The organism is Streptomyces sp. AC558_RSS880, from assembly GCF_019049255.1.
Lineage (GTDB): Bacteria > Actinomycetota > Actinomycetes > Streptomycetales > Streptomycetaceae > Streptomyces.
In genome coordinates this window covers 145,454-171,202 of sequence record NZ_JAGMUJ010000029.1, presented here as the reverse complement: position 1 = coordinate 171,202, position 25,749 = coordinate 145,454, and the positions used below count along the sequence as shown (strand labels likewise).

20 protein-coding genes and 1 pseudogene are annotated in these 25,749 nt (G+C 73.4%); 14 read left to right on the top strand and 7 right to left on the bottom strand.

Features of this window, described 5'->3' with window-relative positions:
* The first annotated feature begins 142 nt into the window (after positions 1-142).
* Both manA and KUM38_RS10940 read left to right on the top strand, forming a co-directional pair.
* Positions 143-1,345: a mannose-6-phosphate isomerase, class I gene (gene manA / locus KUM38_RS10945; protein ID WP_217129115.1), complete on the top strand. Its 1,203-nt coding sequence runs from the start codon at positions 143-145 to the stop codon at positions 1,343-1,345.
* A 167-nt stretch (positions 1,346-1,512) separates the two neighbouring features.
* Positions 1,513-2,469 (top strand): ROK family protein, encoded by a 957-nt coding sequence (locus tag KUM38_RS10940; RefSeq protein ID WP_217129281.1) that lies wholly within the window; start codon positions 1,513-1,515, stop codon positions 2,467-2,469.
* A gap of 55 nt (positions 2,470-2,524) precedes the next feature.
* On the opposite strand, the gene KUM38_RS10935 is transcribed toward KUM38_RS10940, so the two are convergent.
* Positions 2,525-3,553 (bottom strand): LacI family DNA-binding transcriptional regulator, encoded by a 1,029-nt coding sequence (locus KUM38_RS10935; protein ID WP_217129114.1) that lies wholly within the window; start codon positions 3,551-3,553, stop codon positions 2,525-2,527.
* A complete protein-coding gene (locus KUM38_RS10930; RefSeq protein WP_217129280.1) occupies positions 3,550-5,853 on the bottom strand; it encodes a glycoside hydrolase family 2 protein in 2,304 nt (767 codons plus the stop codon). The genes KUM38_RS10935 and KUM38_RS10930 overlap by 4 nt, the downstream gene beginning before the upstream one ends.
* Here KUM38_RS10930 and KUM38_RS10925 point away from each other — a divergent pair.
* Positions 5,849-6,184 (top strand): annotated as a pseudogene (locus tag KUM38_RS10925) (carbohydrate ABC transporter permease); the annotation flags it as partial. The gene KUM38_RS10930 and the pseudogene KUM38_RS10925 overlap by 5 nt on opposite strands.
* Positions 6,181-7,044 (top strand): carbohydrate ABC transporter permease, encoded by an 864-nt coding sequence (locus KUM38_RS10920; RefSeq protein ID WP_217129113.1) that lies wholly within the window; start codon positions 6,181-6,183, stop codon positions 7,042-7,044. The pseudogene KUM38_RS10925 and the gene KUM38_RS10920, both read left to right, overlap by 4 nt.
* A 164-nt stretch (positions 7,045-7,208) precedes the next feature.
* Here the strand turns inward: KUM38_RS10920 and KUM38_RS10915 are convergent, their stop codons facing one another.
* The gene (locus KUM38_RS10915) at positions 7,209-7,907 is read right to left on the bottom strand and encodes a 2-phosphosulfolactate phosphatase (RefSeq protein WP_217129112.1); all 699 of its coding nucleotides are present in this window, start codon (positions 7,905-7,907) and stop codon (positions 7,209-7,211) included.
* A 49-nt stretch (positions 7,908-7,956) separates the two neighbouring features.
* Positions 7,957-8,502, bottom strand: coding sequence for a GNAT family N-acetyltransferase (locus tag KUM38_RS10910; RefSeq protein WP_217129111.1), 546 nt, complete (start codon positions 8,500-8,502; stop codon positions 7,957-7,959).
* Positions 8,503-8,628: 126 nt separating this feature from the next.
* On the opposite strand from KUM38_RS10910, the gene KUM38_RS10905 reads away from it, so the two are divergent.
* The 10 genes from KUM38_RS10905 to KUM38_RS10860 are packed head-to-tail and all read left to right on the top strand — an operon-like array spanning position 8,629 to position 19,874.
* Positions 8,629-9,885, top strand: coding sequence for an ATP-grasp domain-containing protein (locus KUM38_RS10905; RefSeq protein WP_217129110.1), 1,257 nt, complete (start codon positions 8,629-8,631; stop codon positions 9,883-9,885).
* Positions 9,882-10,733: a hypothetical protein gene (locus KUM38_RS10900; protein ID WP_217129109.1), complete on the top strand. Its 852-nt coding sequence runs from the start codon at positions 9,882-9,884 to the stop codon at positions 10,731-10,733. Before KUM38_RS10905 ends, KUM38_RS10900 begins: the two co-directional genes overlap by 4 nt.
* Positions 10,730-11,812: a PLP-dependent cysteine synthase family protein gene (locus KUM38_RS10895; protein ID WP_217129108.1), complete on the top strand. Its 1,083-nt coding sequence runs from the start codon at positions 10,730-10,732 to the stop codon at positions 11,810-11,812. The genes KUM38_RS10900 and KUM38_RS10895 overlap by 4 nt, the downstream gene beginning before the upstream one ends.
* Positions 11,809-12,870: a dipeptide epimerase gene (locus KUM38_RS10890; RefSeq protein ID WP_217129107.1), complete on the top strand. Its 1,062-nt coding sequence runs from the start codon at positions 11,809-11,811 to the stop codon at positions 12,868-12,870. The genes KUM38_RS10895 and KUM38_RS10890 overlap by 4 nt, the downstream gene beginning before the upstream one ends.
* Entirely contained in the window at positions 12,854-14,134 is a 1,281-nt protein-coding gene (locus tag KUM38_RS10885) for an MFS transporter (protein WP_217129106.1), read from the top strand. The genes KUM38_RS10890 and KUM38_RS10885 overlap by 17 nt, the downstream gene beginning before the upstream one ends.
* A complete protein-coding gene (locus KUM38_RS10880; RefSeq protein WP_217129105.1) occupies positions 14,131-14,937 on the top strand; it encodes a bifunctional 2-polyprenyl-6-hydroxyphenol methylase/3-demethylubiquinol 3-O-methyltransferase UbiG in 807 nt (268 codons plus the stop codon). The genes KUM38_RS10885 and KUM38_RS10880 overlap by 4 nt, the downstream gene beginning before the upstream one ends.
* Positions 14,938-14,948: 11 nt before the next feature.
* Positions 14,949-16,544, top strand: coding sequence for an ABC transporter substrate-binding protein (locus KUM38_RS10875; protein ID WP_217129104.1), 1,596 nt, complete (start codon positions 14,949-14,951; stop codon positions 16,542-16,544).
* Positions 16,541-17,494 carry an ABC transporter permease gene (locus KUM38_RS10870; protein ID WP_217129103.1) on the top strand — a complete coding sequence of 318 codons (954 nt, stop codon included), beginning with the start codon at positions 16,541-16,543 and terminating at the stop codon, positions 17,492-17,494. Before KUM38_RS10875 ends, KUM38_RS10870 begins: the two co-directional genes overlap by 4 nt.
* A complete protein-coding gene (locus tag KUM38_RS10865; protein ID WP_308408943.1) occupies positions 17,491-18,318 on the top strand; it encodes an ABC transporter permease subunit in 828 nt (275 codons plus the stop codon). Before KUM38_RS10870 ends, KUM38_RS10865 begins: the two co-directional genes overlap by 4 nt.
* Complete coding sequence (locus tag KUM38_RS10860) at positions 18,315-19,874, top strand: ATP-binding cassette domain-containing protein (protein ID WP_308408942.1); 1,560 nt, start codon at positions 18,315-18,317, stop codon at positions 19,872-19,874. The genes KUM38_RS10865 and KUM38_RS10860 overlap by 4 nt, the downstream gene beginning before the upstream one ends.
* Positions 19,875-19,892: 18 nt before the next feature.
* Here KUM38_RS10860 and KUM38_RS10855 read toward each other — a convergent pair whose 3' ends face one another.
* The 3 genes from KUM38_RS10855 to KUM38_RS10845 all read right to left on the bottom strand — a co-directional run bounded on the left by KUM38_RS10855 (position 19,893) and on the right by KUM38_RS10845 (position 25,698).
* Positions 19,893-20,741, bottom strand: coding sequence for a hypothetical protein (locus KUM38_RS10855; protein WP_217129102.1), 849 nt, complete (start codon positions 20,739-20,741; stop codon positions 19,893-19,895).
* 28 nt (positions 20,742-20,769) lie between these two features.
* Positions 20,770-24,162 carry an AAA family ATPase gene (locus KUM38_RS10850; RefSeq protein ID WP_217129101.1) on the bottom strand — a complete coding sequence of 1,131 codons (3,393 nt, stop codon included), beginning with the start codon at positions 24,160-24,162 and terminating at the stop codon, positions 20,770-20,772.
* 138 nt (positions 24,163-24,300) lie between these two features.
* Positions 24,301-25,698 (bottom strand): glycoside hydrolase family 43 protein, encoded by a 1,398-nt coding sequence (locus KUM38_RS10845; RefSeq protein WP_254396983.1) that lies wholly within the window; start codon positions 25,696-25,698, stop codon positions 24,301-24,303.
* Positions 25,699-25,749: the final 51 nt, after the last annotated feature.

Genomic DNA, 25,749 nt, shown 5'->3' with positions numbered 1-25,749 from the left:
ACCGGTTACTAAACTTTGGGCACTTTCGCGACGACTGTTGCACAGCAGGTTCCCGCCACCTATGTTCCTGCCGGACTGGCACTGAGCGTTGACGGCTCACGACCTTTGCTATACCGGTTTACTTACGGATATCGTTCGGCCCGTGGATCCAATCCGACCGATCATCAAGCCGTACGCCTGGGGCTCGCGCGAGGCGCTGGCCCGGCTCCGAGGGCGGAGCGTTCCCTCGGCCGGGCCCGAGGCGGAGCTGTGGATGGGCGCCCACCCCGCCGGGCCCGCGGGACTGACCCGGGACGGCCGCGCGACGACCCTGCACGAGGTGGTCGCGGCCGCCCCGGAACGCGAGCTCGGCGGCGCGTGCGCCCGCCGGTTCGGCGGGCGGCTGCCCTTCCTGCTGAAGGTGCTGGCCGCCGAACAGCCGCTGTCCGTCCAGGTGCATCCCGACCGGGAACAGGCCCGGACGGCGTTCGCCGCGCAACTCGCCACCGGCACCGGACCCGGGACGTACGCGGACGACTGGCCGAAGCCGGAACTGCTCTACGCGCTGACCCGCTTCGAGGTCCTCGCCGGCTCCCGCGACCGTGACGAGGCGGTGGCCGTGTTCGACGGGCTCGGCCTGGCGGACGTACGCCCCCTCACGGACGTCCTGCGCGCCGGCGACGGCGCCACGGCGCTGACCGACGCCCTGCGGACCGTGCTCGAGACCGGGCACGACCGCGCCGGGCTGGTGCCGGCCGTCGTGGCGGCGAGCAGGCGGCAGGCGCGGGTCCCCGGCCCGTACGCGGCCGCGTACGACGCGGTGGTCCGTATGGCCGAGCACCATCCCGGCGATCCCGGCCTCGTCGCCTCCCTGCTCATGCGGTACCAGGTGCTGGAGCCGGGGACCGCGCTGTTCATGCCGGCCGGCGGACTGCACGCCTATCTGAACGGAGTGGGCGTGGAGCTCATGGCCGCCTCCGACAACGTGCTGCGCGCGGGGCTCACCACGAAGGAGGTGAACATCCCCGAACTGCTGCGCGTCACCGATCCCGCGATGCGCGTGCCGGTGGTGCGGCCGAGCGGTGTTCCCGGCTCGCGTACGCGGGCGTACGCCTGCCCGGTGGAGGAGTTCGCCCTGTACCGGACCGAGCTCGGCGGCCCACCGAAACCCGTCGTGCCGTCGTCGGGTCCCCGCATCGTGCTGTGCGTGGACGGCTCGGCGCTGCTGCGCGGGCCGGAAGGTGACGAGCTGTCACTGGGGCCGGGCGCGTCGTGCTTCCTGTCCGACTCCGATCGGGACGTCACGGCACAGGGCGACGGAACGCTGTTCGTGGCCGGCACCGGGCTCGGCGTCGCCCACCGGTAGCCGGCTCCTCGCGCCACACGGCCTGTACGGACGGGCCCGCAGGAGGGGGAACACGGCGCGGACTCGCTTGGAAACAAAGGAAGACAACGTTGTCCATCATCACTCCCGACCAGGCCGCACCTCAGGTGGGCCGCGCCCCGACATCGACCGGAAGGAAGAACCCACAGGTGTACGCCGCGTTGGACATCGGAGGCACGAAGATCGCGGGAGCCCTGATCGACGAGGAGGGATCCGTCGTCCGGCGTGCCGAGCTGCCCACACCCGCGCGCGAGTCGACCTCCCGGATGGCGGGGACGGTCGACGCGGTCATCGACGAACTGGCCGCACACCCGGCCTGGGGCACGGTCTGCGGTCTGGGCATCGCCAGCGCCGGGCCCGTCGACACGGTGGCAGGCACCGTCAGTCCCGTGAACATACCGAGTTGGCGGGCGTTTCCGCTGGTGGACAGCGTACGCGCGCATCCGATGCTGTTCGACGGCATCGAGCCGGTGCTGCTGGGCGACGCCGTGGCGGTGGCGGCCGCCGAGCACTGGCGGGGCGCCGCGAGGGGGGTGGACAACGCCCTGTGCATGGTCGTCTCGACCGGGGTGGGCGGGGGGTTCGTCCTGAACGGGCTGCTGCACCCCGGCCCCTCCGGCAACGCCGGGCACATCGGTCACATCTCCGTCGACCTGGACGGGCCGCCCTGTGCGTGCGGGGGGCGGGGATGCGTCGAGGGGTACGCCAGCGGCACGGCGATCGCCCGCCACGCCGTGCGGTCGGGCTGGACCCCGCCGGCCGGTGCGGAGGCGACGGCCGCCGCCGTGGCCGTCGCGGCGCGTGCGGGGGACGAACGCGCCCTGGCCGCCTACGACCGGTCGGCCAAGGCGCTGGCCGCCGCGATCGCCGGCAGTGCGACGCTGCTGGAGATCGAGGTGGCCGTGATCGGCGGCGGTGTCGCTCAGGCCGGTGACGTCCTGTTCACTCCGCTGCGCCGTCATCTGAGGGCCTACGCGGTTCTCGGCTTCACCCGCGGGCTGGAGGTGCGGCCCGCCGCGCTGGCACGGGACGCCGGGCTCGTAGGAGCGGCCGCCGCGGCACGCCGCCGGGCCCACGCGCCCGCCGCCCCGACCGTCACCGGCTGACGAGAGGGGCGCGGCTCGAAACCGAGCCGCGCCCCTCCCCCGTCTCCGCTTCGTCCTACCGGCGTGGAGGCGCGGTCGACCCCCGCGGTACGAGCGAGGGTGTCGACACCGGCCGGGAGGCGACTTCCTTGCCGGCGATCACGTCGAAGAGGACCCGTGCCGCCTCGGCGCCGAATCCGTGCACGTCGTGGCTCATCGCCGACAGGGTCGGATGCGTCAGGCGGCACAACTGGGAGTCGTCCCAGGCCAGCAGGGACAGGTCGTCCGGTACGGAGACGCCCATCTCGGCGGCCACGCCCAGTCCGGCGACGGCCATGATGTCGTTGTCGTAGACGATCGCCGTGGGGCGGTCGGACGACAGGAGCAGCATGCGGGTCGCCCGGGCGCCCTCCTCCCCCGAGAAGCCCGTCTCGACGTGCCGGCCGCCGTTCAGGCCGAGTTCCCGCATCGTCCGCTCGAACGCGTCCGCGCGGATGGCGCTGTGGCCGAGGCCCGTGGGTCCGCCCACGCGGGCGATGCGCCGGTGGCCCAGGGCCGCCAGATAGCGCACGGCCTCGGCCACGGCGGTGGCGTCCTCGGTCCACAACGACGGGAAGCCGCCGGTGAGATCCGGATGGCCCACGCCCACGGCCGGCAGCCCGAGCTTTCGCAGCGGCTCGATTCGCGGGTCCCGCCGGTGGAAGTCGACCAGGATCGAACCGCCTGTCTGACGCTCCCTCCACCAGCGCTGCTGGAGCTGGATCTCCTCCTCCAGGGAGCCCACCAGGCGCAGCAGCAGGGAGCAGTCGCGTTCGACGAGCACGCTCTCGATGCCGGAGATGAACTCCATGTAGAAGGGCTCCAGGCCCAGCAGCCGGGCCGGCCGGCAGACGGCCAGCCCGATGGCGTCGACGGACTTCCGCGACAGACTGCGGGCGGAGGAGTTCGGCGCCCAGCCGAGCTGCCGGGCCGCCGCGAAGATGCGGTCCCGGGTGGCCTCGGACACTCCCGGTTTGTGGTTGAACGCCAGCGACACCGCGCCCTTGGACACGCCGGCGGCCGCGGCGACGTCCTTGATGGTGACGCGTTCCGGCGGTGTGCTCACGCGGGTTCCACGCAGAACAGGGCCGCGCGTACCGCGTTGGCGCCGGTCTGTGCGGCGTTGTTCACCCGCAGCCGGATCTGCTCCCCGGGGAGCAGGGTGTGCAGTCCGGAGTCGCAGACGGCGTCCGGTCCGAGCCGGTCGGCCTGCAGGAGGAGATCCCGTACCAGGGTGTGCGCAGTGACCACGACCTCGACACTACCCCCGCCGGCACCGGCGCCCGCACCGACCGGGACCCCCACGGCGACGTCGTAGCGGGGCTCGGGGTAGGCGAAGTCCTTGTCGGCGGCGGGGAAGTACAGGGCGCGCAGGCCGTCGGCGTCGGCGACGAGGAACTCCTTGACGGACCGGGCGTCCGGGGCCGACTCGCCCGGCACGGTCTGCCGGTTCACCTGACGGGCGGGAACGGTCAGGTCGAGCGGCTGCTGCGCCACCACGGTGCCGTCCGCCCGCATGCGCCGCAGGGTCACGGAGGCGTGCCACGGCTCGGCGGACTGGTTGACCAGGGCGAGCACCGGGCCGTCGGCGCCGGGCTGGAGGGTCAGCAGGCGGTCGGCGTAGACCCGGCACAGCTCGTGGTACAGCGGCTTGAGGCGGCCGTCGCCGTCCACGGCGGCCCAGGAACTCACCGGCCAGCAGTCGTTGAGCTGCCAGACCACCGTGCCCGCGCACACCGGCCAGTGCGAGCGCCAGTGCTCGATCCCGGCGGCGATCGCGCGCGCCTGCACGACCTGGGTGAGGTAGTGCCAGTGGTCGAAGTCGTCCTCGGGGAGCCGGAAGTGGCGGGCGACGCCCCGGTTCAGCTTTCCGTTGCCGTCCTCGGCCTTCTGGTGGTGCAGCATGCCGGGCGAGTCCGGGGCGAGGTCTTCGCCGGGCAGTGCCCGTCGCAGGGTCGCCATCGCGGGCGGCGCCTGCCAGCCGAACTCCGACACGAAGCGGGGCACCGAGTCGCGGTACTCGGCGTAGTCGCGGCGGTTCCACACCTCCCAGGAGTGGTGGGTGCCGTGCGCGGGGTCGTTGGGGTGGTGGTCCCAGGAACCGGACCAGGGGCTGCCGGCGGTGTAGGAGCGGGTGGGGTCGAGTTCGGCGACGATGCGCGGCAGCAGGTCGAGGTAGTAGCCGCCGCCCCAGGAGTCGCCGGCCAGGGCGGGCTCCCAGTCCCAGTCGCGGAAGCCCCACAGGTTCTCGTTGTTGCCGTTCCACAGCACGAGACTGGGGTGCGGCATCAGCCGGACAACGTTGTCCCGCGCCTCGGCCTCGACCTCGCCGCGCAGCGGCTGCTCCTCCGGGTAGGCGGCGCAGGCGAAGAGGAAGTCCTGCCAGACCATGAGGCCCAGCTCGTCGCAGACGTCGTAGAAGGCGTCGTCCTCGTAGATGCCGCCGCCCCAGATCCGCACCAGGTCGATGCCCGCCTCGGCGGCCTGCCGCAGCCGTGTGCGGTAGCGGTCGGGGGTGACGCGGGAGGGGAAGACGTCGTCGGGGATCCAGTTCACGCCGCGGGCGAAGACCGGTACGCCGTTGACGACGAAGGTGAAGCCGGTGCCGTGTTCGTCGGCGGAGCGGTCCAGCACCACGTCGCGGAATCCGATCCGGCGCGACCAGGAGTCGAGGTGCCGCTCCGGTGCGGCTTCGGTGCCCCGGGAGACGAGGGTCACCTCCAGGTCGTACAGCGGCTGCTCGCCGTATCCGCGCGGCCACCACAGGTCGGGGGCGGGTACGTCGAGGATCAGTACGGCGCTGTCCCCCGTCACCGTGCCCTGGGCCTGTACGCCGCCGACCCGCGCGCTCACCTCGAGGTGCCGGTCCGCGCCCTGCTCGGTGCGCTCGATGTCGATGCGGAGTTCCACCCGGCCGACGCCGTCACGGACCGTGACCAGGGGACGCACCTCCGCCAGGCGGGCCGTCGACCAGCGCTCCAGCCGGACCGGACGCCACATTCCGGCGGTGACCAGCGTCGGCCCCCAGTCCCAGCCGAAGCCGCACGCCATCTTGCGGATGTACTGGAACGGCTCGGGGTAGACGTTGGGCCGCTCCCCCGTCCGTGCCCGCACCGCCTCGGCCTCCTCGTAGGCGGAGGTGAACTCGACGCGGAGCGGGCCGTGGCGGTCGGTGACGTCGAAGCGGTACCGGCGGTGCATGTTCCGGGTGCGGCCGAGCTCGTGCCCGTCGAGCGTGATCACGGCGGCGGTGTCCAGGCCGTCGAAGACCAGGTCGGTGCGTTCGTGGCGCTCCGCCGCCGTCCGGGCGGGTTCCAGGTTCCGGGTGTAGGTCCAGGCGCGGCGGCCCTCCCAGGCCACCTCGATCCCCGGCGAGCTCTACGAGGCCGCCCAACTCGACGGTGCGAGCCGCTGGGAGCAGTTCAAGCACATCATCGCGCCGAGCATCCGGCCGGTGCTGAGCCTCAGCGTCATCCTGGCGATCTCCGGCTCACTGTCCGTCTTCGAGATCCCGTACATCATGACCGACGGCGCGACCGGGACCTCGACCTTCGTCATCCAGACGGTCAAGTTCGCCTTCCAGTTCAACAAGACCGGACTGGCCTCGGCCTGCGCCGTGGTGCTGCTGGCGATCATCCTGCTGATCACCTGGATCCAGCGCCGCCTCGTGCCCGACGAGAAGGTTGACCTCGTATGACCCTCACCGCCCCTGCCCAGGGCCGCTCGCGCCGGCGGCCCGGCGTCGCCACCACGCTGACCTATCTGTCGCTGGTCGTGGCCTCGCTCGTGGTACTGCTCCCGCTCGTCGTGGTCTTCCTGACCTCGCTGAAGTCCTACGGAGAGATCCAGGACGGCCAGGGGGCGCTGGCCCTGCCGGACGACTGGCTGAACTTCTCCAACTACGCCACGGCCTTCAACGACGGCCACCTGCTGACCGCCTTCGGCAACACGGCCTTCATCCTGCTGTTCTCCATCACGGGCACCGTGGTCATCGGCTCCATGACGGCGTACGCCATCGACCGCTTCGACTTCCGCTTCAAGAAGCCGATCATGGCCCTGTTCCTGATCGCCACCCTGGTGCCCGGTGTCACCACCCAGGTCGCGACCTTCCAGGTCGTCAACAGCTTCGGCCTGTTCGACACCCGCTGGGCGCCGATCCTGCTCCACATGGGCACCGACATCGTGTCGATCTACATCTTCCTGCAGTTCATCCGGTCCATTCCCACGTCGCTGGACGAGGCGGCCCGGCTCGACGGCGCCAACGCCTTCACCATCTACCGGAAGATCATCTTTCCGCTGCTGAAGCCGGCGATCGCGACCGTGGTCATCATCAAGGGCATCACCACGTACAACGACTTCTACATCCCGTTCCTCTACATGCCCTCGGAGGAACTCGGCACCATGTCCACGGCCCTGTTCCGCTTCAAGGGCCCGTTCGGCGCCCACTGGGAGAACATCTCGGCCGGAGCGATCATGGTGATCGTCCCGACCCTCGTGGTCTTCCTGTTCCTGCAGCGCTACATCTACAACGGGTTCGCGCAGGGGGCGACGGAGTAGACGAAGCAACGGCCCGCCTGAAGCGCACTCGGCCCACCCCGTCCTCCCGGAACCGAGCCGGTCGCGTACGCCCGGCCGGGGGCGGGCGCTTCGACGAGGACCGGCCCGCGACCCCCGTCCTCCTCCGTTCCGGGAACCCGGCGCGTGGGCGGGGCGGGTGTCGGTCACCTCGATCCGGACGGGACGCCGGGCACCGCGACGGGACGGAGCACCGTCAGGGACTCCTCCTGGCGGGCCACCATCGCGAAGGGGAACCTGTCGACCTCCAGGCAGAGCTCTACGTCGTCCGGGTGGTATCCGCTCCGCAGCCCGGCGGCGAGATCGGCCGCGGCACGGGAAGTCCTCGCGCGGTGGAGGTACGGGGCCGCCTCGACATCGTCTCCGGCCAGGGACCGGCCGATGTATTCGGCGCAGGCCAGGTCCTCGTCGGCCCGGCCCTCCTCGCCGGTGACCACGAACGTCACCGGGCCGGAGCCCTCGGTCCGCAGGAACCGCGCGGTCGGGCCGGCCACCACGAAGCTCGCGCACAGGACCAGCGGCGCGTCCGCGACGGCCAGCGCGCCCACGGTCCCCGCCGTCGTCTTCTGCACCAGCGTGCGGCCGGTGAAATCGCGTGACCTGAGCAGGCCGGGTGAGTTCACCGCGTCGAAGCCCGCCGCCGGCGCCCCGTCCTTCAGGGCCAGCCAGCCCGGGTGGCCCTCCTTCAGGGCGAGTGCCTCGCTCTCCGTCGGGGCCAGGACGATCCTCTCGACCCCACGCGAGAAGGCCCAGGCGGCCACGGTGAAGGCGCGCATGACGTCGATGACGACGGCGACACGGGGAACGCCGGTCAACTCCGGTATGCCTGTGAAGTGATGGTCCATCGCACCATTCTGACGCCCCGGATCGTCCGGGCGGACCGGGTCTCCCCGCTCAGAACGGGATCTCGAAGTGGACGGTGGAGACGCCCGGGCCGTGTTCGCCGGTGGTGCGGGCGTCGAAGATCTCCTTGGCCGTGCCGCGCCAGAAGGCTTCCGCGCCCTCGACGTCCACGTTGGTGTGCAGGTAGATGCAGTCGTAGCCGGGGGTGTTCGCGACGAAGTCGCACGCCGCGTCGACCAGCGTGCGCGCGAGGCCGCGGCGCCGGTGCTCCGGGCGCACGTAGACGCGGACCAGTTGGGCGGTGGTGCCGGACGGGTAGCGTTCGGCCAGCCAGCGGGGGTGCGGCGGGTGGGCGGGGCCCTGTGAGTGCACGCCGGTGGTGGCGACCACCTCGCCGTCGTGGAGGGCCACGAGCAGGACGTGGCGGGGGTCGTCGAGGTACGTGCCCTTGAGGTCGGTGACGTCCCGGTGCCAGCGGGGGACGTATCCGTATCCGAACTCCTTGTAGAACGTGTCGAGCATGACGGCGCGGGCGCCGTCGGTGTCCGCGGGCGTCGCGGGACGCACGGTGTATCCGGCGGGTGCGGTCCGACTCATCGCGTGGTCCTTCCGTATCGGGGTCCTCACAGTACCTGACAATGAAAATGATTACCGATATCGTGGCGCCCGTCGCGGCCCTGGCGTCAGGGCCGCTCCCTACGCGACGACACGAAAAGGGGAGCCGTGGCTCATCTGCTGGTGGTCGAGAGCTGGGTCGGATCGATGAGCAGGCTGCTGCCGCGGGCGATCCGGGAGAGCGGACACGAGTTCACGTTCCTCACCCGCGACCTGCACCACTACCTGCGCTCGGCACCCGAGGGCGCGGCGCACCCGCTGCTCGGGGCGCGCAACGTGATCACCGCGGACACCAACGACACCGAGGCCCTGCTCCCCCGGGTGGAGCGGCTGCACACCGTGTTCGGCTTCGACGGGGTGGTCACCTCCTGCGACTACTACCTGCCCACGGTGGCACGGGTGGCCGCGCGGCTCGGGCTGCCCGGACCGGCTCCCGAGGCGGTCGAGAGCGCCTGTCGCAAGGACGCCACCCGCCGGGTCCTGGCCGACGCCGGAGTTCCCGGCCCGCGGTTCGCGGTGCACGAGGAGTGGACCGAACTCGCCCGGGCGGCACGGGAGATCGGCTACCCGCTGGTGGTCAAACCCGTCGACCTGTGCGCCGGCATGTACGTACGGCGGGTGGACGACGAGGAGCAACTCGCCGCCGCGGTACGGGCGCTGGCCGACTTCCCGGTCAACGCGCGCGGGCAGCGGCGGGCACCCGTCGTGCTGCTCGAGGAGCTGCTGGACGGCCCGGAGGTGAGCGTCGAGACCGTGTCGCACGCGGGCGCGGTGCACGTCGTCGGCGTGACCGACAAGAGCGTCGGCGGGGCGCCCGCGTTCATCGAGACCGGCCACATGTTCCCCGCCGCCCTCCCGGCCGCGGCCGCCGAGGCGGCCGAGCAGACCGCGCTCGGCGCGCTCAAGGCGCTCGGGCTGACGGACGGTGTGGTGGCGCACACCGAGATCAAGCTGACCTCCGCCGGACCGCGCGTGGTGGAGGTCAACCCGCGGCCCGCCGGGAACCGCATCACCGAACTGGTACGGCACGTCACCGGCATCGACCTCGCCGCGGCCTTCGTGGACGTCTGTCTGGGCCGCGCGCCCGACCTGCGGCGCACGGACACCGGGCTGCGCAGCGCCGCCGTCGGCTTCCTCGTGCCGCGGACGGCGGGCACGCTCGAGGCGCTGGACGCCGGACCCGTGCGGACCGCGCCGGACGTCCTCGAGGTGCAACTCGCCGAACCGGGACGGCAGGTGAAGGCGGCGGGCAGCAACAACGAGTACCTGGGGCACGTGATGGCGGGCGACCCGGCCGGCACCGGCGCCCGCGCCCGGGTCGAGGCCCTGCTCGACGAGGTGCGGTCCGGGCTGGTGATCCGATGAGCCCCGCCGCCCCGGCGTCCGCCCGCGCGGCGACGACGTACGACGAACTCCTCGCCCTCGCCCGTGCCGGTGCACTCGGTCCGGATCCCGCCGGGTCGCGGATCTCCGTGGCCTTCACCACCCGGCAGGCCGTACGGCACGAAGGGCGCGGCACCGGTTACCGCAACGAGGTGCTCAGCCTGCGGCTGGCGGAGGCCGTCGGCAGTTGCGCGGTCGAGCCCGGCGCGCTGCCCGACAGCGCGGTGGAGGACTGCGTCGGCGCGGACGTGGCCCGGCTCCTCGAGCATCCGCTGCTCCCGGTGCGGGTGGCCGCGCTCGACGCGTACCTGATGCACGTCACCCCGCACGCCCCGGAGAACGGGGCGCGGCCCGTCGCCCTGCCCGCGGGGACGTCGCTGGAGAAGTCCCGGGCGCGGGCCGAGGCCGTCGCCGGACTGCTCGTCCTGCCGCCCGGGGCGACGGTGCTCGTGGTCGGCGTCGTCAACTCCCTGCTGGAGGCGCTGCGTTCACGAGGGCTGGGATACGTCCCATGCGACCTCAAGGGCGGCGTCACCGAGTGGGGCGAGCCGGTCGTCACCGACGCCCTCGCCGCGGCCGGCCGGTGCGACGCGCTGCTCGTGTCCGGGATGACGCTCGGCAACGGGAGCTTCGAGCCGCTGCGGGAGCACGCCCTGCGGCACGGCAAGCAGCTGGTGATGTTCGCCCAGACCGGCAGCGCCGTACTGCCCCGCTTCCTGGGTCACGGGGTGAGCGCGGTGTGCGCGGAGCCGTACCCGTTCTTCTGGCTGGACGGCGGTCCCGGCACCGTGCACCGTTACCGCGCCGACCGTCCGGGAGGCACCCGGTGACCACCACCGCCGCCGTACGGTCCGCCGCCCGCCCGGAACTGCTCACGCTGCTCGGCCGCACCCCCGTCGTCCGCATCACCGCCGGTCTGCCCGGACCGCACCCCGGTTTCTGGGCCAAGCTCGAAGGGCTCGCCGCGGGCGGGATGAAGGCGCGGGCCGCCGTGTCGATGCTGAGGGGCGCCCGTGAGCGCGGTGAACTGCGTCCCGGCGCCCCGGTGGTGGAGTCCACCTCCGGCACCCTCGGCATCGGGCTCGCCTTCGCCGGACAGGCCCTCGGCCATCCCGTCGTACTGGTCTGCGACAGTGAACTGGAGCCGTCCATGCGGCAGTTGCTGCGCTCGTACGGGGTGCGGCTGGAGATCGTGGACCGGCCCGCGCCCCAGGGCGGCTGGCAGGCCGCGCGCCTCGCCCGGCTGCGCGAACTGCTCGCCGTGCTGCCCGGCGCCTACTGGCCCGACCAGTACAACAACCCGGACAACACGGCCGGTTACGCCTCGCTGGCCGCCGAACTCGCCGCTCACCTGGACCATGTGGACGTACTGGTGTGCAGTGTGGGCACCGGTGGGCACAGTGCCGGCGTCATCGGGCCGCTGCGCCGGCACTGGCCCGCGCTGCGGCTGATCGGCGTCGACTCCACCGGCTCCACCATCTTCGGCCAGCCCGCCCGGCCCCGGCTGATGCGCGGCCTCGGCAGCAGCATCCATCCGCGCAACGTCGCCTACGACGCCTTCGACGAGGTGCACTGGGTCGGCCCCGCCGAGGCGGTGGACAGCTGCCGCCGACTGGCCCGGGGCAGTTTCGTCAGCGGCGGCTGGAGCACCGGCGCGGTCGCCCGCGTCGCCGCCTGGGCGGCCCGCGTCCACCCCGGCGCGGTCGTCGCCACCGTCTTCCCCGACGGCCCGCACCGTTACCTCTCCACCGTCTACGACGACGACTTCACCACCGCCCACGGCGTCGATCCCGACGCGGCGGCCACCCGTCCCGTGCAGATCCCGCACCCGTACGCCGCCGAGGCCACCGGCTGGGCGCGGTGCACCCGCGTCACCGACCCGCTCGCACGGCCGGAGGAGGACCGGTGAGGACCGGCCTGCGCACCGTGCGCCTCGCACTCACCGAGCCGCTGCGCATATCCCGCTCGACGATGTCCGCCCGTGACGCCGTGTGGCTGAGCGTCGAGCACGAGGGCGTGACCGGTCACGGCGAGGCCGTCAGCAGCGTCTACTACCGGCTCGACGCCGGGACCCTGGGGCGTCTCCTCTCCGGCGCCGGTGCGGACCTGGCCCGCTTCCCCGATCCGGAGACCGCCCTGGAGGCCCTGCGCACCGGCGGGCTGACCGACGCGACCACTCCCCCGGCCGTGACCGCCGCCGTGGAGGCCGCCCTGCTGGACCTCGTCGGCAAGCGCGCGGGCAGTCCCGTCCACCGGCTCCTGGGCGCCGCGGACACTCCGGTCGCGGCCACCGCCCGCACCATCGGCATCACGTCCCCCGCCCACGCGGCGGCGCAGGCCCGCTCCCTCGCGGCCGACGGCTTCGAGGTGCTCAAGGTCAAGGCGGGGGCGGCCGATCCCGAGGAGGACGTCGGGCGGGTACGGGCCGTCCGGGACGCCGCGCCCGGAGCCCGGCTGCTGCTCGACCCCAACGGCGCCTGGACCACGGCGCAGGCAGCGGCGCTGCTCCCCCGGTTCGCCGAACTCGGTGTCGAGGCCGTCGAACAGCCCCTCGCCCCCGGTGACCCGGAGGCCCTGGCGGCGCTGGCCGAGCGCTCGCCGCTGCCGGTCGTGGCCGACGAGGACGCCGTGGACCTGGCGGACGTGCGCCGCCTGGCCGGGCGCATCCACGGCGTCAACGTGAAGCTCGCCAAGTGCGGCGGGGTGCACGCGGCCCTGCGCATCGCCGGGTCGATCGACGGCAGCGGCACGGAGCTGATGCTGGGCTGCCTGGCCGCCAGCACCCTGGGGCTCGCGCCCGCCGTGCACCTCGCCGACCGGGCCCGCTGGGCCGACCTGGACGGGCATCTGCTGCTCGCGCACGATCCGTGGACCGGCATCGGCGGCGAGGACGGCCGGGTACGGGCGAGCGGCCGGCCCGGGCTGGGCGTCGAGCCGCGGGAGGGGCGCCGTGCGGACCTGGCATGAGATACGCAGCTTCCCGCTCGCCGTTCAGCTCCTGCTGGTCAACCAGCTCGGCGTCAACACCGGCTTCTACCTCCTCATCCCCTACCTCGCCACCCACCTCACCGAGAACCTGGGCCTGTCGGCCGTCGTCGTCGGCGTCGTCCTCGGGGTCAGGAACCTCAGCCAGCAGGGCCTGTTCATCGTCGGCGGCTCCGCCTCCGACCGGCTCGGCGCACGCGGCGTCATCATCGCCGGCTGCGCCCTGCGCACCGTCGGGTTCGCGCTGTTCGCGCTCGGCGACCACCTCGCCGTCCTGCTCGCCGCGTCCGTCCTCAGCGGGTTCGCGGGCGCGCTGTTCAACCCCGCCGTCCGCGCCTACCTCGCGCAGGAGGCCGAGGAGCGCAGGGCCGAGGCGTTCGCCCTGTTCAGCGTGTTCGCCACCACCGGCGCGCTGATCGGGCCGCTGCTGGGCAGCGCGCTGCTGCTCGTGGACTTCCGCACGTCGGCGCTGACCGCCGCCGGGATCTTCGCGGTCCTGACCGTCGCGCAGGCCCTGGTGCTGCCCGCCCGGCGGGTCGAGCCGAGCGGCGGCGGGGTGCTCGCCGACTGGCGGGAAGTGCTCGGCAACCGCGCCTTCCTGGCCTTCGCGCTCGCCATGACCGGCCTGTTCACGCTGGAGAGCCAGCTGTACCTGCTGCTGCCCGACGGCGCACGGCGGGCCACCGGCTGGGACGGCGCCGCCGGTCTCGTCTTCCTCGTCGGCGCCCTCGCCCACCTCATGTTCCAGCTGCGCCTCACCCGCGCGCTCAAGCGACGCGGGGACCGGGCCCGTTGGGTCGCGGCGGGGCTGGGCCTCATGGCGCTGGCCTTCCTGCCGCCCGCCCTGGTCACCGGGGCGTCCGGCGGCCCGGACGGTGCGGCCGGGGCGGCGCTGCGGGTGCTGCCGGTGCTGGCGGGCGCCCTGCTGCTGTACCTCGGGGTGATGGTCGCCCAGCCGTTCGTGATGGACATGGTCCCCGCCTTCGGCCGCCCCGGGCTGACCGGCACCTACTTCGGCGTCTTCTACGTCGTCTCGGGCGTCGCCGCCGCGTTGGGCAACACCGTCGTCGGCTGGGCCATGGACACCGGGCGGCACGGCGGCGCCGCGTGGCTGCCGTGGGTGTGCTGCGCGCTGGCCGGGCTCGCGTCCGCGCTCGGTGTCGTCCGGCTGCGCCGGCTGGGATCGCTGCCCGCGCCGCCGGAGCCCTTCGCTTCCGCGGCCGTACGAGGGAGGACTCCGGCATGACCGGCAACCTGCTCACCGACAACCCCGCGCTGTACGAGGCCCGTTTCCCCGACCCCTCCCGGCTGGCCGGACGCTGGGCGGAGGACTGCCTGCGGCGGCACGGCGCGGGCCGACGCGTGCTGGACCTGGGCTGCGGCACCGGCCGCGACGCCGCGTGGCTGCACGGCGCCGGCCGCGAGGTGACCGGCGCGGACCTCTCCGAGGCGATGCTCGCGCACGCCCGCGCCCACCATCCCGGACCCGAGTACGTCCGTGCCGACCTGCACGGGTTCGATCTGGGGCAGGGGGTGTCCGACGCCGTGGTGTGCCTGGACAGCGCCCTGCTGTACTGCCACACCAACGATCAGCTCGACGGCTTCCTGTCCTCCTGCCGCCGCGCCCTGACACCGGGCGGCCTGCTCGTCGCGGAGATGCGCAACGGCGCGTACTTCCTCGGCCGCACCGACCTGCTCGACACGCCCAGGGTCGACGAGTTCACCTGGCAGGAGACCGTCCACCGGTCCGTCACCACGCTGACGGTCGACCGTACGGCCCAGCTTCTGCGCCGTACGCGCCTGTGGACCGCGGACGACGGGTCCCCGCCCGTCGAGCAGCGCTCCGCGTGGCGGCTGCTGTTCCCGCAGGAACTGCGCCACCTGCTGGGCGCGCACGGTTTCGAGGTCCTGGAACTCCACGACGGTCCGGGCCCGCGCACCGAGCCGCCGTGGCAGGAGGGCCTGCTCCCCGGCCGTACCACCGACGCCGACCGGCTCCACGTGGTGGCCCGTTCGACCAAGCCGTCCACCGGCACGATCACACCCTGAAGGAATCGCACATGCACGACGAACCCACCCGCCGTCTCCCCTCCCCGGACCGCTTCCCGGAGCTGCGTCGCCGCGGCTTCCTCGCCGCGACCGGCCTCGGCGCGCTCACCCTGGCCGGCTGCGGCGGCGGCTCCGGTTCCGGCGACGGCGAGGGCAAGGGCGACGGCTCGCCGAAGAAGGGCGGCCGGCTGCGCGCCGCGTTCGCGGGCGGTGGGGCCAGTGAGACCCTCGACCCGCACCTCGCCAACCTGTTCGCCGACGTCGCCCGCGCCAAGGCCCTGTTCGACAAGCTCGCCGACTACGGCGCCGACCTCTCCGCCCGGCCCCGGCTCGCCGAGAAGTGGGAGGCCGACAAGACGCTGGCCCGCTGGCAGGTCACCCTGCGCGAGGCCACCTTCCACGACGGCAAGCCCGTCACCGCGAAGGACGTCCTCTACAGCTACCGCCGTATCGCCGACCCGAAGCAGACGTTCCGCGCCAAGGCGTCCCTGGAGCCCATCGACCTCGACGCCAGCCGCGCCACCGGCGAACGCGTCATCGAGTTCGTGCTCAAGCGGCCCACGGCCGAATTCCCCAACATCCTGGCCGCGTTCGGCGCGTACATCGTGCCCGAGAACGCCACCGGGTTCGACAAGGAGCCGATCGGCTCCGGCCCGTTCCGCTTCGTGTCGTTCACGCCCGGCCGCTCGGCGGTCTTCCGCCGCTACGACGACTACTGGGAGGGCGCCCCGCACCTCGACGAGATCGAGTTCGTCGTGGCGAACGAGGAGTCGGCCCGGGTCAACGCGCTGCTCGGCGGACAGGTCGAGTACGCCCACGAGCTCAACCCCACCACCGCCCGCGCCCACGAGGACCAGGGGCAGATCGAGATCGTCCGGCTGCGGGGCAGCGCCATGCAGGCGTTCTGCATGAAGACCGACCGGCCGCCCTTCGACGACGAGCGGGTGCGTCAGGCGTTCTTCCTCATCGCCGACCGCCAGGAACTCGTCGACGGCGCGCTGTCCGGCGCGGGCGAGGTCGGCAACGACCTGTTCGGCAAGGGCTACGAGTACTACGCCGACGGCCTGCCCCAGCGCGAACAGGACCTCGACAAGGCCCGCGCCCTGCTGAAGCAGGCCGGCGCCGAGGACCTGAAGGTCACCCTGGACACCTCCGCCGTCGCCGCCGGGTTCACCGAGGCCGCCAGCATCTTCCGCGACCAGGCGAAGAAGGCCGGGGTCACCGTCGAGGTCAAGATGGGCAGCAAGGACTCCTACTGGAGCGACATCCTCGACAACGGCTCCCTGTGCTGCTACCGCTCCGGCGCCATGCCCATCGAGGCGCACATCTCCCAGCGGCTGCTCACCGACTCCACCACCAACGCCACCAAGTGGCGGCACAAGGACTTCGACGCGCTCTACCAGCAGGCCCAGTCCACCCGCGACAAGACCGGGCGCGCCGCCGTCTACGAGCGCATGCAGCGCCGCCTGCACGCCGAAGGCGGCTTCCTCATCTGGGGGTTCGCCGACTGGATCATCGGCACGGCCCGCACCGTGAAGGGCGTGGAGACCGACGCGCCCGCCAACACCCTCGACTGGGCCCGCTTCGACACGGTGTGGCTCGCGTGAGCGGACTGCGCTCCTTCGTCGCCCGGCGGCTGCTCCTCGGCGCGCTGCAGACCGTGGCCGTGGTGCTGCTGGTCTTCGCGCTCACCGAGGCGCTGCCGGGCGACGCCGCGGTCGCCCTCGCCGGGGACCAGCCCGACCCGGCCCGCATCGCGGCCATCCGGGAGGCCATGCAGCTGGACCGGCCCGCGTGGGAGCGGCTGGCCGACTGGGCGTCGGGCCTGCTCCGGGGCGACCTCGGCACCTCCCTGATCTCCGGCCGTCCGGTGAGCCAGTACCTCGCCGACGGCTTCGGACCCACCCTGCTGCTGGCCTCGCTGACCGTGGTGCTGCTCGTACCGGCCGGGTTCGGGCTCGGGGTGCTGGCCGCCCGGCACGCGGGCCGGCCGGCCGACCGGCTGATCAGCTCCGTGACGCTCGCCGTGTACGCCGTTCCCGAGTTCGCGCTCGGTGTGCTGCTGGTGACCGTGTTCGCCCTGCGGCTCGGCTGGCTGCCGCCGACCGCCGTCGGCTACGGCACCGACCTGCTCGCCCACCCGGCCGCACTGGTCCTCCCCGTGCTCGTGCTGCTGTCGCGGCCGGTGTGCTCGCTGGTGCGGCTGGTGCGCGCCGGCATGATCGACGCGCTCGCCTCCCCGTACGTGGCGCAGGCCCGCCGCTACGGCGTGTCCGGCGCCCGGGTCCGGTACACCCACGCGCTGCCCAACGCCCTGGCGCCCGCCGCCCAGCAGCTCGCCCGCACCGTCGACTGGCTGCTGTGCGGTGTCATCGTCGTGGAGGCCCTGTACGTGATCCCCGGGCTCGGCACCGTGCTGCTGGGCGCCGTCGCCGAACGCGACGTGCCCGTCGTGCAGGGGCTGGCGGTGGTGTTCGGCGTGCTGACCGTCGTACTGAACCTGGGCGCCGACCTGGTCGCCCACCGGCTCGCGCCCCGGGCGGGGGTGGCCGCGTGAGAGCCCCGCGACCTCTGCGTACGGGCCGCTTCGCCCTCGGCCTCACCCTCGTCGCCGTACCGCTCGTCCTCGCCCTGCTCGGCCCGGTGTTCGCGGGCGATCCGGGTCCGCGGGCCGCGTCCTTCACGCTGGGCGACGGCCACTGGCTCGGCACCGACTTCGTCGGGCGAGACGTGTGGCGGCAGGTGCTGCACGGCGGGCGGCCGGTGGTGCTGACCGCGCTCGCCGCGACCGCCCTGGCCTATCTGGTGGCCCTCCCGGTCGGGCTGGCCGGCGCGCTCACCCGGCACCGGCTGCTGGAGGAGCTGCTGATGCGGCCGCTGGACGTGCTGCTCGCCGTCCCGTCGCTGCTGCTGATCCTGCTGGTCGCCACGGTGTTCACGCCGGGCGCCGTCGGTCTCGCCCTGCTGGTCGCCCTGGCCAACGTGCCCGACGCGGCCCGGCTGGTGCGCGCCGCCGCCACCGAGGCCGCCGCCCGGCCCGCGGTCGAGGCGCTGCGCATGCAGGGCGAGACGTGGTGGCGCATCGCCGTCGGCTATGTCGGCCGCTCCATGCTGCGCACCCTGGCCGCCGACGCCGGCACCCGGCTGACCGGCGTGCTCTACCTGGTCGCCACGGCCGCGTTCCTCGGTGTCGGCGTGGCGCCCGACGCCGCCGACTGGGCGGTCATGGTCGACCGCAACCGCACCGGCCTGTTCGTCCAGCCGTGGGCCGTGGTCGTCCCCGCCGTGCTGATCGTCGCGCTGACGACGGGGACGAACCTCCTCTTCGACGCCGCGCTGGACGAGGGCGGTCGACGGACAAGGAAGGAAACACGTCCGTGAACCATGAGCACACGGTGGTGGATCCCGTGGCCGAGCTCCGCGACCTGCGCGTCGTCGTCGGCGGCCGGGCGATCGTCGACGGGGTGAGCCTGCGGGTCCGGCCCGGCAGGGTCACGGCGTTGATCGGCGCGTCCGGCAGCGGCAAGACCACCACCGGCCTCGCCCTGCTCGGCGAGTATCCGGCGGGCGCCCACGTCACCGGCGACGTACGGGTGGCGGCCGACGGCCTCGTCGGCTACGTCCCCCAGCATCCGGCGGCGGCCCTCAACCCCGCCCGCCGCGTCTCCGCGCTGCTGACCGACATCGCCCGCGCCCAGGTGCGCCGGCTGCCGGTGCGGCAGCGCCGGGCGGCGGCCCGCGAACGCGTCCTGCGCGCCCTGGAGGAGGCACAACTCCCGGAGAGTGAAGCCTTGTTGCGCCGTTATCCGCACCAGCTCTCCGGCGGTCAGCAGCAACGCGTCGTCCTCGCCCAGGCACTGCTGCTCGGCGCGCGCGTCGTCGTCGCCGACGAGCCCACCACGGGCCAGGACGCCCTGACCAAGAGCCGCATCGTCGAGCAGCTCACGGCGGTCGCGGCCCGCGGCATCGCGGTGGTGCTGCTCAGCCACGACCTGGACGTGGTGCGCGCGCTCGCCGACGAGGTGGTGGTCCTGCGGGCGGGCCGGGTCGTCGAGTCGGGTCCGGCTCGGCGGGTCCTGCTCTCCCCCCGGCACGAGTGGACCCGCGAACTGCTCGACGACCGTGCGGAGTCGCCGGATCCGGACGACCCGGCCGCCGGGGAGCCCGTCCTGCGGGTGCGCGGTCTGACCGCCCGCCACCGCGACGGCGCCCGTGGCACGGCCGTCGTCCTGCGCGCCCCCGAACTCGACCTGTATCCGGGCCGGTCGCTCGCCGTCGTCGGCCGGTCCGGCAGCGGCAAGACCACCCTCGCCCGCTGCCTCGCCGGCCTCCACCGGGACCACGACGGCGAGGTCCTCCTGGACGGCACGCCGCTGCCGCGCAGCCTGCGCGACCGCGGCCGCGCACAACTCGCGGCCGTGCAGTACGTCTTCCAGGACGCGCACGCCGCCTTCGACGAACACCGCCCCGTGGTGCAGCAGGTGGCCCGCACCGCGGTCCGCCTGCGCGGCACCGACCCGGACACGGCGACCCGGGAGGCGCTGACCACCCTGGCCGGCCTCGGGCTCCCGGAGGAGCTGGCCCACCGGCACCCGGGCCGTCTCTCCGGCGGCGAACTCCAGCGCGCCGCCCTCGCCCGCGCCCTGCTCGCCCGCCCCCGCGTCCTCATCTGCGACGAGATCACCTCCGGCCTCGACACGCTCACCCGCCGGGGCATCCTCGACGTGCTCACCGCACTGGTCCGCGACCGCGGCAACCTGTCCCTGGTCCTGATCACCCACGACCTGGACACGGCCGCCCTGGCCCACCGCGTCGCCGTCCTGGACGCCGGCGAACTCGTCGAACAGGGCCCGGCCCGACAGGTCCTGACCGCGCCGAGCCACCCGTTCACCGTCTCCCTCACGGAGACGACGGCACGTCTGACGGCGGGGACGTGACCCACGCGCCTCCCCGCGTCAGGCCCGCGGCACGTGGGGATCCAGGACGGCGGCCAGGGCCGGGCTGCGGAGGTAGCCCGCGACGCGGTGGAAGTCGAAGAGGCGGACGCTCTCCTGGAGATCGAGGTCCACTCCGTCGAAGTACCGCTTCAAGGGCCGCAGGACGGCCACGGGGTCCCCGTGGTCGCAGACGTTCACCCAGCGGGCGACGCCCGCCGGGCGGACGCCCCGCTCGGCGGGGGCGGGCAGCAGCCGGTGGAAGACGCCGTGCGGCAGGGCGAGCGGCGAACCGAGGGTGACGAGGAGGTCGACCGTCAGCTCGGGGTGCGCGTGCAGGGCCTCGTAGGTCACGACCGTCCCGAGGGAATGGGCGATCACGACGCGCGGCCGGTGCTCGGCGATCACCGCCGCGACCTCCTCACGGGCCGCGGTCCGGGCCGGCGCGTCCGGGGCGCGCAGATAGGCGGCGACCTCGCGGAAGCACAGGGCGACGAAGGCGCGCGTGAGCCGTCCGTCCAGGCTGAAGCGCTTCGCCACCGTCTCCGCCGCGTGCCGCAACGGCATGGCCAGACGCCCCTGCGCGGTGACCTCGGGCAGGTCCAGGGCCTCCAGCCAGTGGGCCACGAGCGCGGCCTCGTCGGGGGCCAGCCTGTCCAGGGCGTCGTCGTCCGGGCCCTGTGCCACCGGACGGCCGCGGCTCAGATGGTGGCCGTAGTAGGCGAACGCCACCTCGCTCTCCGCCAGGGGCCGGCCGAGACCGGCGGCGAGGCTCCGGGCCCACACACCGGCCCGCTGCACGGCGACCTCCTCCGGTGCGCGGCCACGGACGTGGTTCCCGACACCGTGGACACCGACGATGAGGGACATTCCTGTCTCCTTCCGGGAGTTGGCGGGATCAGACACGGGCGACGGTCCCCCAGGGGAGGAACGGCGGAAGGTCACTGCCCGGTTCCAGCGCGACGAGGGTGTCGGTCAGCGCGACGACGACCGTGCCGTCGGCGGCGACCGCCAGCTCCTGCGGGCTCTCCGGAAGGCACAGCACCGCTGTCTCGGCGCCGGTCAGCAGGTCCGACACGCGGACCGTGGCGTCGTTTCCGGCGGTGATCGCGTGCGCACGTCCGCCCACCGACGCGACCGCCGCACACCGCACCGGCCCCTCGTGCCGGCCGGGCTCGCACACCTCCTTCCCCGCCTCCAGGTCCCAGACCCGCACCGCGCCGTCGTGGCCCCCGGTCACCGCGTGCGCACGCCCGCCCACCGACGCCACCGCCACACACCGCACCGACCCCTCGTGCCGGCCGAGCTCGCACACCTCCTCCCCCGCCTCCAGGTCCCAGACCCGCACCGCGCCGTCGTGGCCCCCGGTCACCGCGTGCGCACGCCCGCCCACCGACGCCACCGCCACACACAGCAAGGCGTCGTCCCCGTCGAGCAGCGGATCCCCGAGTTGCCGGTTCTCCTTCAGGTCCCACAGCACCAACAACCCCACATCGGACAGGAGCGACCGCCACCGGTAGCCGCACAGGACCGCCACCGGACGGTCGCGGACGGTGGCACCGGCGACGGCCACGAACAGTTGCCCGAACACGTCCGCGCTCTCCCGGTCGAACCGTGGCCCCGGCAGCTCCCACACGTTGAGCCGCGACGACCAACGTCCCATCTCGTCGAACCGGTGGACGGCGAGAACGGTGGAGTCCCAGACGGTACAGGTCACCCGGCTCTGGCCCTGGTCGACCCCGAGAGGAGGTGTTCCTCGTCCGATCACCCTGCGTCCCCGGAGGTCCCAGACTCCCACGTCGCCGTTCCGGGAAGCGGTGACGAGGTGCGGCCGGCCGTCCAGGGTCACCGGCACGAGGCCGGTGATGGTGGAGGTTCGCTCGACCAACTCGGCCCCGAATGTCGCGTCCGCCACGACGTACTCCATTGCCGTGTACTCGGGTACGCGTCCCACTCGGTACGCCCGCCACGAGCCGCCCCGGCCGAGGGCCGTGGCCAGTTCCCCTTCGTCCCGGCGGGCCGCGGCGACGGTGAGGATCTGACGGCGCTGCGCGGATGTCCGGCCGCGGTGCGCGTCGGCGGTGTCGACGTACAGTCGCGCGAGCGGCGGGAGCCGGTCGCGTCGCGCCCACTTCGGCAGCCGGCGCCTGCCCCGGAGCGGCCTCAGCTGCCGCTCCAGGGCTTCGGCGTCGGCGTGCACCACGAACTCGGCGTCGCCGAGGAGCTCGTGCAGCCGTCCGGCCTCGGCGGCGTGCCCGGCCGCGTGGCGCAGCAGATACGGCTCCGTGGTCGCCCAGCGGTGCGGGTCGCGGACGAGGGTGAGCAGCCGGGTGAACACGGCGTCGGCGTACGGCTTCTCCGCCCGGAACAGGTCGGCCAGGCCCTGGTGGAAGAGGCGGTGCACCGTCCGGCCCTCGCCGTCCACGTCGCGGCGCAGGTAGAAGAGGACCGTGTCCAGTACCTCGCGGACCTGCTCGATCCCCGGTTCGCGCGGCCCGAAGGCGGCGGCCACCGTCCGCACCACCTCTTCCGGCATGCCGTCCCCCTGCGCGTGGGCGAGGGCGTGGAGGACGGCGTCCGTCCACAGCGGGCGCCGCCGGTCCTCGAGGTGCAACTTCATGACGCCGCGCAGGTCGCGCGGGACGGCCTCGACGAGTCTTCGCACCTCGGCCGGACCGTCCGGGACGGGCTGGTCGAGCACGTGCCGCGCGTACAGCGCGGCCACCAGGAACTCGCCGCACTCCGGTACTCCGCGCCGCACCAGTTGCCGGGCGATCCCGTCGGCCAGCCGGCCGGCGGTCCCCTCCCCTTCGGCCGTCGCGTAGCGGGGATCGGTGGCCAGCACGTCGCGCAGGTAGTCGCGCAGTTCGCCGCGCAGCCGCTGGCCCGGCACGTCGTCCAGGTCGACGCGTCCCCCGCCGGCCCTGCGGAACAGCGGCGTGAAGCGGCGTCCCGGGCGGACGCCGACCAGCATCCGGCAGGCCGGGGCCAGGGCGAGCAGCGCGGTCATCAGCTCCTTGGGGTGCTCGGCCTCGTCCAGCGCGTCGAGGATCAGCACCGGCGGGCGGCCGCGGTCCTGGAGGGCGGTGACGACCTCGGTGACGTCGTGGGTCGTACCGAGTCCCCACTGGCGGCCGAGGGCGGCCATCACCTCGGGGACGGAGCGCCGGCGCGCGTGCACCACGGCCAAGTCGGTGACCAGTGGGGGCCCGTCGGCCGAGGACGGCCACAGCCCGTGCGTCGTACCCCGCAGTTCGGGGTGCGCCCCGCACACCAGCGCCCCGAGCAGCGCGGACTTGCCCACCCCCGGCCTGCCGGTGACCACGCGCAGGTCCTGACCCTTGCCCCGCAACCAGTCGGACAGAGAACGCACTTGGGGGCCCCTGCCCCGGAAGAACACCGGGCCCCCTTCTCCGAACACCGCCTCCGTACCGGAGGCCCGGCCGGTGAAGTGCCGGACGTCGGCCACCTCGTCGAGGAGCGCGGTGACCGTCCGGTCGACCCGGGGGCGAAAGGCGGCTCGCGCCCCGCCCCGGCCGTACCCGGGATTCGGGAAGAACGCCAGGTGGGACAGGTCCGCGGCCGACACGGGGACCATGGGGTCGAGGGCCTTCTGCGGCGGCCCGTTCAGCGTGTACTCGTCCACCAGGTCACCGACCTGACGGCAGAAGAGGTGGAAGGGGATGTACGGCACGGACGGATCCACCCGGACGCTCCCGTCCGCGAACCGTCCGAGCACCTCGGTGACCGCCCGGGTCAGACGGCCGTCATAAGCCTGCTCACCGGCCTCGGCGGCGGCGAGCACCCAGGCCCGTCGCCGGTCCCCGGGCAGGGAGTGCTGCCACTCCCGCCGGGCCACGTTGCCGGAGTAGCACAGGTCCAGCAGGAACAGCACGTACGGCGCGGACCCGTCCGGTTCGGCGTCCTCGACCAGTTTGAGCCAGCTCTCGATGTCGTGCCGGGTGGGCCGCTCGTCGCCCCCGACGACGTAGACACCGCCACTGTCGGCCGGTTTGCCGTGGGCCAGGATGTGCACCACGACGAACCCGGGACCGGCCTCCAGCACCGACTCGACGGCCCGCTCCAGCGCGGCCGCCGATCCGGAGGGGTCCTCCTCGGCGTCGTGCGCCCGGTAGCCGAAGAAGCGGAGGGCGTCGCGCAGCCGCCCGGCGTACTCCGGGGCGAACGGCAGCGGCGGCCATTCCGGCTGGTCCTCGCCCACCAGATCGGGCGCGGGGCCTTCGACGCCCACCACCAACGCCCGGTGCTCCGACGGCGGTTGCCCGTCCATGTCCACTCCCCCTGCCCGCTGCCGAGCAGCACTGTAGGGGGTCGCGGTGATGCGGGCGGTGCCGTTTCGCCATTCGCGCGGACCACGACGTCGTGCGCCGACCGCCTCCGGAGGGAGCGCACTCCCGGCGGCGTGCGATCAGTGACCCACCGAGAAGGTGGCGTCGGCGCGGTCCGTGGCGGTGCCGACCGGGTCGACGCGCAAGGCGTAGCCGGAGTGGCGGATGTAGCGGGTGGGGTGGTTGTGGGAGCGGAAGGAGGACCAGGAGGCGTCGGCCAGGCCGGCGACCCGGTGGAAGGTGGCGTCCTGGGCGAAGACGGCGGTGCCGTCGTTGACGTCGAGGCGGACCTGGTAGTCGTAGTGCCTCAGGTAGCGGGTGGGGTGGCTGACCGACTGGAAGGAGACGCCGGAGGAGTCGGCCAGCCCGGGGACCAGCTTCCACTGCGCGTCGGTGTACGGGTCGAAGGGATAGGTGTCGATCCGTGCCAGGTAGTCGGCGTGGCGCACGTAACGGGCCGGGTGGTTGTACGACTTCAGCCGGTTCCAGGCGGGGGCGCCCCAGCGGGCCAGCAGGTTGCCGTACTCAGCGGCCGTGATCGGGGCGATGGTGCAGTGCTTGGCGTTGACCGGGTGGGTGTAGAGCTTCTGGTCGACCGGGGTCCAGGTGCCCGCCGCGAGGTCGGTGGTCTGCCAGGCGTAGAGGACGCCGTTGGGGGTGTAGGTGTCGCCCCACAGGTACCAGGTGTTCGAGGTCAGGGACTTCACGAGGGTGGGGGCCTCGGTGCCGCCGTGGGAGACGGCCGTGCCGAACGGTGTGAAGCTGCCCGGATTCAGCGAGGTGGAGCGGGCACCCACGAGGGTGCCGTTCCTCTTGAAGTACAGGTGGTTGACGCCGTTCACGCCGACGGCCATGTCGCCGTCGATGACGTCGTACCCGGGGTCGAAGAAGACCTGGGGGGCGGATACGGTCGTGAAGTCGCTGGTGTGGTTCACCATCAGGACGTTGTGGCCGGTGGAGTTCACAGCGGAGTAGAGGATGGCGTACTGTCCGCGGCTCGCGTCCCAGAAGGCCTCGGGGGCCCAGCTGTGGGTGACCATGTCGTGCAGGTGCGGGCGGCGGTAGTTCGTGAAGGTGCGCAGGTCGGCGGAGTCCCACACGTGGATGGTCTGGCTGTTGTGGCCCCAGTCGGTGCCCTTGAGGTCCGTGGCCAGCACGATGAAGCCGCCGTCGCGCTTGCGCATGATGAACGGGTCGCGCAGGCCGCCGGCACCGGCGGTGGGGGTGACGACGGGGTTGTTCTGGTTCAGCGGCGTCCAGTCGAGGGAGTCGGTGCTGACGGCCAGGTGGAGGCCGTAGTCGGTGCCGAGGCCGCTCGGTGACTCCGTGAAGTAGCCCATGACGTAGGCGGAGTCGGCGGCATGTGCGGGCGGGGCGCCCAGGGACAGATCGACGGCCAGGGCCGCCGTCGTGGCCGCGGCGGCGCCGAGGAACAGTCTGCGGGACGGCATCGCCCGGCCGGGGACATGGGGGTTCATCGGCACTCCAGGTGTGTGGGGCGGGTGCGCGAACGGAACGGGCGTGATCTG

Coding starts and splice junctions, on each gene's coding strand:
- KUM38_RS10855 (WP_217129102.1), bottom strand. CDS start 20,741: ATGTCCCTCATCGTCGGTGTCCACGGTGTCGGGAACCACGTCCGTGGC.
- KUM38_RS10845 (WP_254396983.1), bottom strand. CDS start 25,698: ATGAACCCCCATGTCCCCGGCCGGGCGATGCCGTCCCGCAGACTGTTC.
- KUM38_RS10900 (WP_217129109.1), top strand. CDS start 9,882: ATGAGCCCCGCCGCCCCGGCGTCCGCCCGCGCGGCGACGACGTACGAC.
- KUM38_RS10910 (WP_217129111.1), bottom strand. CDS start 8,502: ATGAGTCGGACCGCACCCGCCGGATACACCGTGCGTCCCGCGACGCCC.
- KUM38_RS10875 (WP_217129104.1), top strand. CDS start 14,949: ATGCACGACGAACCCACCCGCCGTCTCCCCTCCCCGGACCGCTTCCCG.
- KUM38_RS10850 (WP_217129101.1), bottom strand. CDS start 24,162: ATGGACGGGCAACCGCCGTCGGAGCACCGGGCGTTGGTGGTGGGCGTC.
- KUM38_RS10915 (WP_217129112.1), bottom strand. CDS start 7,907: ATGGACCATCACTTCACAGGCATACCGGAGTTGACCGGCGTTCCCCGT.
- KUM38_RS10920 (WP_217129113.1), top strand. CDS start 6,181: ATGACCCTCACCGCCCCTGCCCAGGGCCGCTCGCGCCGGCGGCCCGGC.
- KUM38_RS10880 (WP_217129105.1), top strand. CDS start 14,131: ATGACCGGCAACCTGCTCACCGACAACCCCGCGCTGTACGAGGCCCGT.